This is a genomic window from Psychrobacter sp. FME13 (assembly GCF_014861395.1).
In the GTDB taxonomy this organism is placed as follows: Bacteria; Pseudomonadota; Gammaproteobacteria; order Pseudomonadales; family Moraxellaceae; genus Psychrobacter.
Window position 1 is genome coordinate 1 of sequence record NZ_RRYV01000028.1, and the last position, 12,054, is coordinate 12,054.

10 protein-coding genes are annotated in these 12,054 nt (G+C 39.9%); 2 read left to right on the plus strand and 8 right to left on the minus strand.

The annotated features are described in order from the left end of the window. Both tnpA and EI164_RS05735 read left to right on the plus strand, forming a co-directional pair. Window positions 1-359: IS200/IS605 family transposase (gene tnpA, locus EI164_RS05730; protein WP_192519030.1), on the plus strand; the 359-nt coding region annotated here is incomplete at its 5' end. Window positions 360-434: 75 nt separating this feature from the next. Beyond that, on the plus strand, window positions 435-896 hold the full coding sequence (locus EI164_RS05735) for a GspH/FimT family protein (RefSeq protein WP_192519031.1): 462 nt from the start codon (window positions 435-437) through the stop codon (window positions 894-896). Between the two features lie 43 nt (window positions 897-939). Here EI164_RS05735 and recO read toward each other — a convergent pair whose 3' ends face one another. The 8 genes from recO to EI164_RS05780 all read right to left on the minus strand — a co-directional run bounded on the left by recO (window position 940) and on the right by EI164_RS05780 (window position 12,029). Beyond that, window positions 940-1,716, minus strand: coding sequence for a DNA repair protein RecO (gene recO / locus EI164_RS05740; RefSeq protein WP_192519032.1), 777 nt, complete (start codon window positions 1,714-1,716; stop codon window positions 940-942). A 93-nt stretch (window positions 1,717-1,809) separates the two neighbouring features. Next, complete coding sequence (gene era, locus EI164_RS05745; RefSeq protein ID WP_192519033.1) at window positions 1,810-2,922, minus strand: GTPase Era; 1,113 nt, start codon at window positions 2,920-2,922, stop codon at window positions 1,810-1,812. 233 nt (window positions 2,923-3,155) lie between these two features. Beyond that, window positions 3,156-3,953, minus strand: a complete 798-nt coding sequence (gene rnc / locus EI164_RS05750) for a ribonuclease III (RefSeq protein ID WP_192519034.1) — start codon at window positions 3,951-3,953, stop codon at window positions 3,156-3,158. Window positions 3,954-4,141: 188 nt separating this feature from the next. Continuing rightward, the gene (locus EI164_RS05755) at window positions 4,142-4,534 is read right to left on the minus strand and encodes a DUF4845 domain-containing protein (RefSeq protein ID WP_225739135.1); all 393 of its coding nucleotides are present in this window, start codon (window positions 4,532-4,534) and stop codon (window positions 4,142-4,144) included. A 236-nt stretch (window positions 4,535-4,770) separates the two neighbouring features. Next, window positions 4,771-5,877, minus strand: coding sequence for a signal peptidase I (gene lepB / locus EI164_RS05760; protein WP_225739136.1), 1,107 nt, complete (start codon window positions 5,875-5,877; stop codon window positions 4,771-4,773). A gap of 85 nt (window positions 5,878-5,962) precedes the next feature. Further along, window positions 5,963-7,759, minus strand: coding sequence for a translation elongation factor 4 (gene lepA / locus EI164_RS05770; protein ID WP_192519035.1), 1,797 nt, complete (start codon window positions 7,757-7,759; stop codon window positions 5,963-5,965). 356 nt (window positions 7,760-8,115) lie between these two features. Beyond that, window positions 8,116-9,360 (minus strand): capsule biosynthesis protein, encoded by a 1,245-nt coding sequence (locus tag EI164_RS05775; protein ID WP_192519036.1) that lies wholly within the window; start codon window positions 9,358-9,360, stop codon window positions 8,116-8,118. Between the two features lie 131 nt (window positions 9,361-9,491). After that, window positions 9,492-12,029, minus strand: a complete 2,538-nt coding sequence (locus EI164_RS05780) for a capsular polysaccharide biosynthesis protein (RefSeq protein ID WP_192519037.1) — start codon at window positions 12,027-12,029, stop codon at window positions 9,492-9,494. Window positions 12,030-12,054 lie beyond the last annotated feature (25 nt).

Genomic DNA, 12,054 nt, shown 5'->3' on the forward strand with positions numbered 1-12,054 from the left:
TCCACGTTCATTTGGTTTTTATTACCAAGTACCGAAAAAAGGTCTTAGGTGAGCTACATCATGAATATTTCAGTGAGTGTGCTGCTGAGGTGTGCAAGAGTTTTGATGCTGAGTTAAAAGAATGTAACGGTGAAGCGGATCATATTCACATGCTTATCCAGTACCCACCAACAGTGCAATTAAGCAAACTGGTTAATAACTTGAAGTCAGTCACCAGTAGACGAATGAGGGGTGATTTTATTGATTTAAGAGCAGCTTATTCTAAACCTGTGCTTTGGTCACGCTCCTACTTTTCAAGCTCTTGTGGCGGTGCGCCATTAGATATTATTAAACAATATATTCAGAACCAGCGAGGTTAGCTAGTGATGCGAAATTCACCTCCACCCTAATGTCGGGTGGAGTCCTCTTTCGCTTTTTTGATAGTGGCTATCGCCATGCCAATCATACGAACACAGCTGACTCGAATGGAAGCGAAACGGATTAAAAGCCAGTTAGTAAGTTCGCTGGCTTCAGCAAAAGCAGAAAGTTACATTAGAAGACAGGACGTCATTGTATGCTTATCTGATAGCGGAGGACGCTGTCACAGAGATAGTGATAATACACTTTTGCTATTTGTAGACAAAAATGACAACAATCATTTTGATGCTCAAACAGATATTTTAATTGGGCAGCACGCGTTAGATCTTAAATACAGCAAGCTCAGTTTACGAGTTGGCGCTAAGCGACATTACACCAAATTTTGGGGAGATAGCGGACAACCTCGAGGACACTTTGGTCATATCAAATACTGCCCCACCGTTGACTATAATGAAACGATGTACCTTATATCATTTAGCCAAACAGGCCATATTAAACAAAAATTCAATGCAGACCATCCTACCAAATGTAATAGTTAAGCAAACTGACATATAATATGTTTAGCAACATATTTAGTAGCAACTATTGGTAACGTCGCTGCTGCTGCCATAGTAAACGGCTTTGTAATGGTTGATAATCAAGCAAATGATCAATCATATATCGATGCAGCTTTGACCAATTATTCAAAGTGGTTTGAGTGATACCCAACTCTGCCATCTTAATAATATCAACACCCATAAAGATAGCTTTTTCAGTTCTACTTCCTAACTCTTCAGATTGAATATTACTACGTAAGACAGGCATGAATCCCGCATCAGGTAAAAAGCAATAAGAGCATTCAGGCTCAATCGTATCTTGAATACTATCGTGGGTAAGCGTTAAAGTAAAACCCAATTCTTTAAACAGGTAATACTCAAATTGGCGCAAGCAAATGCGTAATTCAATAGCACTTAAAGAGTGTCTAAGTTGGTGCAGACTATCTTGGTAATGCTGCCATAATATCGGCATTGGATCTTCAGTAGGCAGAAGTCGCCACAATATTTCATTTAAATACAGTGCTGAATATTGATGTTGACCAGTGATACTCTTATAAGGGACTGACTCTAGAATAGTAGCCGTCTCGTACTCTTCTGCTATATCGATCGAAGTAGCACTCTGTGAGGTGATATGAATTTGACTAAATGTCTTTAAATCACGTTTGCCAGTAGCAAAAAGCTGTAATGGCATAAACAGTGGGGCACCCTTTTTCCCAATACCATGTATCACACCATGTTGCTGAGAAAACAGATAATATAAGGCGCGCTTTTCTTGATAAGGACGTTGATGTAATAAATAACCGATCAGCGCTTCGTTACGCATTTCTTATTACCCCAACATCGAACACCTAGAGAAATCTTCAGAGTGCTAGGGCGTGTCATTATTTTAAAAATGATGACACGCCCTAGTCTGCAATTAATATCCCAAACTGGTCAATGCACGTTCATCATCAGACCAACCGCGTTTCACTTTTACCCATAATGTTAGCATGATTTTTTTGTCAAAAAGCTGTTCCATATCTTTACGAGCATCCATGCCCACTTGCTTGATACGTTGACCTTTATCACCAATCACAATAGCCTTTTGGCCACCGCGCTCTACATAGATAGTCGCATCAATAAAGGTACAGGCTTTTCGTGGACGACCTGTTTTTGGGTCGGTATGCGCAGGCTCATCTTTGAACTCATCAATCTGCACGGTTAGATCATAAGGCACTTCATCACCCGCGCTACGCATGATTTTTTCACGGATAATCTCACTCGCCAAAAACCGTTCTGAGCGGTCAGTGATCTGTTCAGTATCATAAATAGGTGGCGCGATTGGTAGATGTGACGCAATCACTTCTTCTAAACGATCGAGGTTTTGATTTTTTAACGCAGATACTGGAACGATATCAGCAAAATCAAAACTGTCATTAAAAGTTTCAATAAGCGGTAACACACTGCCTTTGTCTTTCAATGTATCTGATTTATTAATAACCAGTACCACCGTTAGATCTGTTTCACCAAGTTTCTGTAATGTCAGTAAATCATCGTCACGCCATTGGTCTGAATCCACCACGAATAGCACTAAATCAACATCAACCAAAGCAGATACTGCCGCTTTATTCATACGCTCATTAATAGCCCGTACTTCATTATGATGAATACCTGGTGTGTCTACAAACACAGCCTGCATTTCATGATTAGATAGGATGCCATGAATACGATGACGAGTCGTTTGTGGTTTACGCGAGGTGATAGAAAGCTTTTGACCTAACAAATGATTCATCAAGGTCGACTTACCGACGTTTGGGCGGCCCACAATCGCAACATAACCAGTTTTAAAGCCATCAACCGTACCAGCATGCCCGCTAGGTGCAAAGAACTCTTCAATTGCGATGTCATTTTCTAACGAGATATCTTCTGATTGATTGATTTCTTCGGTAGTAATTTCGACGTTATTTTGGTTTGCATTTAACTCTGTGTTTTCGGTCATATTGTTAGCACTATCTTCATTATTTGATGGCAAATCAGTACGATTGCTCATAGGGTAAATCCTGTAGGGTTTATAACCAATTAAACGGTGCTTAATGAGGTCTTGGTTATATCGATATTAAAAAGCGAAATTGGTATTCAATAGGAAACATTAGGGCATGTTGAAATAAAAATACATGACATTTCAAACCAAGCAATCAAGTTTTAAAGCATTACGCTATGCATCTTCACTAAATAGCTATTATCAATTTAAAGCGGTCTTGGTAGCGTATGAGTAAATGTGAGTTATGAACGCTTTTTCGCCGAGTTTGGTAGTTTGTGCAATTGGTTAATCATTAATTCTGCTGCTTTTTGTTCAGCAATACGGCGACTCTCACCAGATTCAGTAATATCTACACAGTTATTAATATTAACATGGCAACGTACAACGAAAATTTGATGCGGTGCATTACCTCGTGTTTCCATCAACTCATAATGTGGCAAATCAAACTGCTTAGATTGAAGCCACTCTTGCAGACGACTTTTAGCATCTTTTAATGCTTTTTGATCATTAACATTATCAATCAAATCACCATACCAAGAAAGCACACAGTCTCTCGTGACACTCATATCTTGACTGTCTAAATAGATGGCACCAATCAAAGACTCTACCGCATCAGCCAGTATAGAAGCACGATTACGACCACCACCCTTTCTCTCACCCACGCCTAAGATAAGATGATTTGAAAGCTCTAGGTTTTGAGCGATAATGACCAGTGACTCTTGACGTACAAGTGTGGCACGCATACGGGTTAAACGTCCTTCATTTTGGCTAGGATAGCGATGATATAAAGCCTCACCTACGATCATACCTAACAAAGCATCGCCTAAAAACTCTAAGCGCTCATAATTTTTTTTGCTATCAAATGAACGGTGCGTCAGTGCCAGTTTCGGCAGGCTCAAATCTTTGAACACATAACCCAACTTACGCGTTAATACCGCTAACCGTTGAATAAATTCTGAGCTAACAACAGGTCTTTCGATAGACGTGCTATTTTTTTGAGGAGTAGGAACCGCTTGGGAATACTGCGAAGTTGGTTTCATGCGTGGCTTATGGTTATCCCTTCTGTTTTACGAATTTAAGCATATAGTCAAAGTATTTATAAATTGGTAAAGTGTTAACCTTACTATTTTGTACAATAGTATCATCTAAATTTGGTTGCTTCACATTAACTATTAACAGTTTTGACTAATTTTATAAAAAATTAATAGGCCTTTAAGCCCTTTCTTAATTACTCTGCTGTTGCCATTTCAATATCACCTTCAAAACGATTGACGATATCGACATTTTTAAAAAAGTTATTCGTTACTTCATATTTTTTGTGAATAGCCAACTGACCTATTTTTTCATTAGTGAAAGTAAATACGTCTTCAGCCTTAGTATTATAACTGGCATCAATAGATAGCTGTTTATTGACACGATCAACGAACTGTTTGGCTGTCTCTTTGCTATCATTTGCTTCCTTGAGCTGTGCGCTTAAGGTTTTGGTCAGTTGATAGTCACCAATCTGAGCTGGAACAATAGCAACCATCAATTTAGCAGTAATACCCAAAATGATGATAATTAATATGATGCTTGTCACACTAGCACCACGCTGCGTGGCCAATCCAGATAATTGCTGCATTATTATATCCTTCTACTGATAATATACTATTTTTAATATAGCCAAAGAACTCTAAAGTAGGTGCAGGTTAAACAACTTTAGATTGTATAAGTAGTACCTCTAATGAGGGTAACGCTGTAGCTATTTAGTTGTTCTCTGACTATAGATGCCTAGATGCTAGGCATCTGTTATTAGATAGCAACAATATTAGCACAAAACGATTATCGAAAAGTCAACCAATAGAAATTCTCACCACCCTAATCAATCGTACCATTACGTTGGAAAGTTGGTAAATTCAGTCCTGGTGGCTTATGCATCCAGATATAAACGGCTTTGCCAGCTAAATTTTCATCGGGAACAAATCCCCAAAATCGTCCATCAGCACTACGGTCACGGTTGTCACCCATGACAAAATAATGTCCTTCTGGCACACTAATGCGCCACTCGGTACCTGCTGAGCTAACAACTTCTGGTGATTGCTGCTGTAAAAACGGGGCATATTGTGCACTATTCATACCTGCCAAGTAACGAACAAGATGCTTGTTTTCGCCCTGTGTTTCTTGAAAATACTTCGCCTCACCTTCTTCTAGCTGACCCATTGCTATAGCATTTTCTTCTGTCAGCTCTTGTCCTGGAGATATCTCTCCTGGTGGATAAAGCTGTGACGTCAATTCAGTATCAGCTGAAAAATCTACTGGCTGTGTATCGACGGGCACATCGTTAATAGCTAATATTCCTTGATCATAACTGACTGTATCGCCAGGCAAACCGATGACACGTTTTATATAGTAGATACTGGGATTTTCAGGATAACGAAATACTGCTACATCGCCATGCTCAGGCTCACCAGTGTCTAACACTTTATTATAAGTCAAAGGTAGACGTACACCATAAGCATACTTATTAACTGCAATAAAATCGCCCGTATACAAGGTTGGCACCATAGATGATGACGGAATATTAAACGGCTCAATTAAAAATGACCGTACAATCAAGACTACTGCCAATACAGGGAAAAAGTCATAAGCCCAGCGTATTAAAGTACTTTCTTGTTTATTGACAGTTTTTGTACTCGTTATATTGACATAGCTTTTAGTGTCTAAGTAGTCATCATAATCTTTACGAACATCTACTGGTAAATCATTTTTATCAAGATGGCTTAAATCATCATAGCTAATATCATAGTCTTTCAACGACTCAGCCAAAACAAGTTCTTGACGTTTCAAGTTAGCTTTAGCAAGAGTGAAATCTTGGATATGTTTCTTATACCCGCCACGCTGCTTAAACACCAGCTTATCTAATAGCCAAACAATACCCAAGCCTATGGTCAACGGCACTAAAATTAAATTAAAATCAAAATCCATACCAAATTGCCTATTAACGATCTGCTTTGACGGTTGTCATTTATTAACTATCATATTTGCACTAGCACTAATAAAGGTCTACTCTTTATTCTACTTGCAGTACCGCTAAGAAGGCCTCTTGTGGAATCTCCACGCTACCCACTTGCTTCATGCGCTTTTTACCAGCTTTTTGCTTAGATAGTAGCTTTTTCTTACGTGAAACATCGCCACCATAACACTTAGCTAATACATCTTTGCGCATGGCTTTAACGGTGCTACGTCCAATAATCTGGCTACCGATAGCCGCTTGAATCGCCACATCAAACATTTGACGCGGAATCAATTCTTTCATCTTAGTAACCAATGCATTACCACGATAACGTGACTGGGTTTCGTGCACGATCATTGCTAATGCATCTACTTTCTCACCATTGATCAGTACATCTACTCTGACCAATTTATCAGCTTGATAGCGCTCAAAATTATAATCAAGCGAGGCAAATCCTCGCGAGACAGACTTTAAACGATCAAAGAAATCCATGACTACTTCGCCCATCGGAACATCAAAGATCAGCTGGACTTGTCGGCCCATAAATCGCATATCAACCTGCACGCCGCGACGCTCAATGCATAGCGTCATCACATTACCTAAGTACTCTTGTGGTACTAGAATCTGACATCGTGCAATTGGCTCACGAAACTCTTCAATATTATTCGGCTCAGGTAAGTGTGAGGGGTTATCTACATAAATAACATCACCGTTCTTTTTCTCAATCTCATAGATCACTGAAGGCGCTGTGGTGATTAAGTCTAAGTCATATTCACGCTCTAAACGCTCTTGGATAATCTCCATATGTAGCATACCCAAGAACCCACAACGAAAACCAAATCCTAATGCATCAGAGGTATCGGGCTCAAAAAACAACGACGCATCATTGATTTGTAGCTTTTGCAACGCTTCACGGAATTTTTCGAAATCTGTAGACTCCACTGGAAACATACCTGCGTAAACCTGCGGCGTAATTTGCTTAAATCCAGGAATGCGTTCTACGTCAGGTGTTTTAGCATGGGTAATCGTATCACCAACAGGCGCGCCAGCAATATCTTTGATCCCAGCAATCACAAACCCTACTTCACCCGCTTCTAAAACACCTGTATCAACAGGTTTAGGCGTAAATACACCAATAGAACTGACTGGATGTGCTTCTTTGGTCGACTTAATATAGATCTTATCGCCTTTTCTTACCGTACCTTGACGAACGCGTACCAGAGAGACAACACCCAAATAACTATCAAACCAAGAGTCAATAATTAACGCTTGTAAAGGCGCCTCACGGTCACCAGTTGGCGCAGGGATAAAATCCACCAAGGCTTCTAGTAGTTTATCGACACCAAGACCAGATTTTGCGGACACACGTGGAGCATCAACAGCTTCAATACCAATAATATCTTCAATCTCTTGAATAACACGTTCAGGCTCTACTTGTGGCAAGTCAATCTTATTTAAGACTGCCATCACTTCTAGGCCTTGATCAACAGCTGTATAACAATTGGCCACTGACTGAGCTTCTACACCTTGCGCAGCATCAACGACTAAAAGCGCACCTTCGCAAGCCGCTAATGACCGTGACACTTCATAAGAAAAATCGACGTGTCCTGGTGTATCAATAAAGTTAAGTTGGTAGCGTTCTCCATTTGGATGATCATAGAACAAAGTTACCGATTGCGCTTTAATAGTGATACCACGCTCACGCTCAATATCCATAGAATCGAGTACTTGCGCCTGCATCTCACGATCTTGCAAGGCACCGCACATTTGAATAAAACGATCAGCAAGTGTCGACTTGCCATGATCAATGTGGGCAATGATTGAAAAGTTACGAATATTGGCTAATGCAGTCACAAAGCGCCTACTAATTTAAGGGTGATAGAATAATAAAACTAAAAAATAAATACTGTCAGACGTAAGCGATATTATAATTATCTATTATTGAAGATCGTGAGAATCAGTGCACTGACCAATACTATCCTCTTAAATCAATAGCTCAAGACTCTATCACTTACATACAGATGTAAGGGAGTATTCTAGCAGTTTTCCACTATAAAGTAAGGCGATTTTATTAGTAGAGAGGTGATTTACAAATGAAGTTACGAGCTGATAACCTTACAGATAGAAAGTAAGGTGTTTATTGGCGCTCTATTATCTGATGTAGCGATCACAATCGACCATGAATCTGCATCAACAATCAAAACTAAACTCTATTGAGATGGGTTCGATTTCGAAACATCCGTCTCTATAGACTGACTATCTTCTTGATTCAGATACTTGTATGTCCATGGTGATTTACCATAAAAAGCACCGTTTAGCTGCGTTTGCTCTATCAGGTACTCACGAAATCGCAGATAAAACTCATTGTCTGGTTTTTTAGGATATTGCCAAAATTCATTCAATGGTTTTTGATCTGTTAGCTTAGGAGTATCGTAAATTGCTCGGCCCATGATCTTGGTGGGTTTTTTATGATAAATCGACTGTAACCCTGTCGTACTATTGATAGTCAACATTCCAATACTATGTTTCATCAAGGTAGGCAGGTGCATATCACAGCCATAAAAAACACGGTGCGTCACTTGATATCTCACCGCTAGGCTAGCTATCAGCTCACGATAATCTCGATGACCTCTATCTAGTGGATGATGTTTAAATACCAGCATCTGTTGCTTATCAGCATAGTTTGCAAAGCTTGCAATAGATTCATCTATGAACTGTAGCACATCGCAATAATCACTATGGTGCGTAATCTGTGAGTCATTATGCACTTGCAAGCTAATCAAGAAATAGTTGTGACTCTCTTGCTTAGTTAGCTTACTTTGTAGTTGCTTATCAGGAAAGTAACCCCGTAACTTACGCCACGGTGCTTTAATCCAAGCCATCGCCTCTTGCCATGCTGTCATACCGCGGTAATGTGAATAATGTGGATAGCGGCTTTTGTACATCCAAGCGACAATATAATAAACAATAGCAGCGATACTCAGACGATAAAAACGATTGTGTGTATATAGCGGTTGGTCATTGGCTTTTTTCAGTGCTTTAATGTCAGCTATATTTAGACGCGAATAACCATTAATACCATGTTCTTGCAAGGTAATATAGTCCGGACGCAGATAGCCCTCCTCAAATACAAAAAAAGATATATCTAACTGCTCACTAACACAGGCAGCCTGTGCATGATGTGGACGACAATCGCCAAAACAAACAATTGCATCAATAGCATTATCTTTAATAAACACCTGTAACCAAGCCGAAAACTGCGCTAATGTTCCAGTATATTCATAAGTATTATCATGATGATAAAAAAAAGCATCGCCTGCATTAAAGTTAATTTTGCTAACTTTGATATCTTGCGTCTGTAAGAATGTTGAAAAGCGATTAAAAAACCCACCCATCTTTCCTTGTAGTAGCAAGACGTGTCGATGAGTAAGCAAATAAGACATCGAAGCTGCCATAGTACTGGATTACCATTGATTAAAGAATAAAAGATAAAAGCGGGAAAGGTAGCTAGGGTGTCACGACACAGAAACTACAAATGATTATACCGAAAAGCCCAATGTTTGTCGTACAGGATTTATGTAAGGCTCTAACGAGATACTTTACGTATAAGCTGCTGCCATTGATGCCGCTGCTGCATAAAACGTATAGCAGCACGGCGTTTAAACCCTGTAGCCATTGTCGATACAACGGAGGTAACGGTCACGATTGAATGATTTCTATTGCCAGCTATTTTGGCTTGGGATGCTTCACTACAAAAGTCTTCAGGACAATCGGTATTTTTAGATGGGTACAAATAATTAATGACCTGCTCTACTTGCGCGAGCCCATAGCCATTCGGCAAGCGATATAGTGGGTAACGGATAAGCACACAATATAACAGTTGCTCAAGCGTCAACGCTGTGTCTCGTTTACGTCTCTCTAAATATTTAGCTTTTGGTGATAACTGCGCATCAATATCTATCGTCAAGCCCCAGCCAGCATAAAAAGGTAAGCCGTAACAAGTAACTCGTAAACCACGAAGCAGTGCCTCAAAACCTGTTAATGAACTAATAGTATGCACTTCATCAACACACTCTAGACAATCAGGCATGGCCGTATCATACGCAACCGCTTGCACATGATGCAAACATGATTCTGACACCTTACCAGCTCTTAGCCCTGCTTCCACATCAGGATGTGGCTTATAAATGAGATAAGCATTAGGATTGTCTTGACATACCCGAGCAATCAGATCTGTATTGGTTTTGATTGTTGAACCGCAGTATTGAACCGATAAATCATCTTCTACTTGACCAATAATAAGGATACGGCGTTTCTTAGATATCCTTGCCGCTTGCATCCATGAATTCTGTTTGCTATCAATGCTAGCAATAACAGCACCGACATTATATTTACTCACTCGCTGCATCAGTAATTTGTCTTGAAGCGCTTTTATTCTTTTAATTTGATATGGCGTCAATGACTCGCAATTGTACAACAATGTCTCTAAATCTGAAGGCTGAGTGGCATCATAATAAATACCCTGCCTATCTATCACTACCGATAACGGTGCTAGTAAGGTTGCTCCCAAACCATTTGAGCGAATAAACCCATCTTCCATACAGTAAATATCAGGCTGCTCCGCCCGTTGATACTGTCGTTTTTTTTGCACTTGCTGGCGTTTGGCCAGCCCCCATACGAGTAGGGGCTGCTGATAGTTGACCCGAAAATGATCTGGATGCAGCAAGTTTTTTAAACGTGGCTTTGGTTTAATAAATAATGTCGTGCGCGGAAAATCGGCAAAATCTTTCACGAAAGGCAACTTCCAGCGGCTAAATTCATATACCGTCAAGTTACCTTCAAGGCGAGACTGCCAATGACGATTGGTCACCAACCAGTCAATCACTGTTCCAACCTCACACGCCTGTTTGGTTACTGGATCTACATAGTGGCTATAATCAATATAAGCACTATAAAATAGGGTTTCTAATGTAGTATTGAGCGTTTTATTAGACACCGCAGACAATAAGGTTGAGCGCAGTTTTTTCTTGGTTTTTACTGAAGTGCTCGCAAAGGCTTGACGGCGTTGTACAACCCTTTTAAGCAAACGTTTCGGTGCACCACTATCGTTGGTAAGTCCCCAACCACTATACCAACTGACGCCAAAACAATGCACCTTTTTACCAAGCATCAATGCCTCAAAACCCATATGTGAGCTAACCGTATAGACATGTTCCACTTGTTCTAATAGAGCAATAGGATTGAGTGATTGAGTTAATAAACGAACATTTTCTGGCAGTTTAAGACTGGTGAGATATCCTGATTTTGACGCAGGATGAGCTTTTATCCAAATATGGTCATTAGGATGATTGCGGCAAGCTGCTTTAAGCATCTGCTTAAATTGACGTTTAGTAGCACCAGCACCTTTAATAGAAGCATCACCAACCACTTGATCAATCAGTAAAACATGTGATTGCGGAGCATTTTTGACTGTATGAGAATCTTCTTGTCTAACCCAATCCTCTAATGATGGACAATCAAGTATAGCGTTATATTTGCTAATTCTTTCATCGCAGATACGTGCTATGAGTTGTTGAGCACGCTTTTCATCTATTTTATGACGATTAGTAATAGTCATATTTTTAGTACGCTCAACAATCAGCTGCTCAAGACGTGAACTACTTGTTAGGTCAAAATAAATACCCATATCATCAACCACCACACTCAGACCATGACGGCTACTGCTACCTGAATCTAAAGAGCGCAAAAAACCATCTTCGACACTTAAAGTGGCAAGGTTCTGCCGTGTCGCAACTCTATTAGCACGTTGATAACTTTTCTTATGTCCCCATCCGATAAAGGCATCGGGTAGTGATTTTGATGAATAAAAAGCAGTCTGTTTTTCTATATTTGAGGACAGCAACAAAGGGCTATTACGGTTAGCTAAACGATATGTTAAACCTGACCACGGATACCAGCGTTCAATATCAGCTTGTAGCACTTCCGATAACAGCACATTATTTTGACGAATGCCTTTTCCAATGACCGCTAATTTTTGAGGTATTTTGAGCTGAGTAGATGGCAAAAATAGCGCATTATCAGATACAACTGATGGTTTGATTTCATCTGCGACGCTTTTTGCCATCTCTAATACCTTTACTCATTACTTT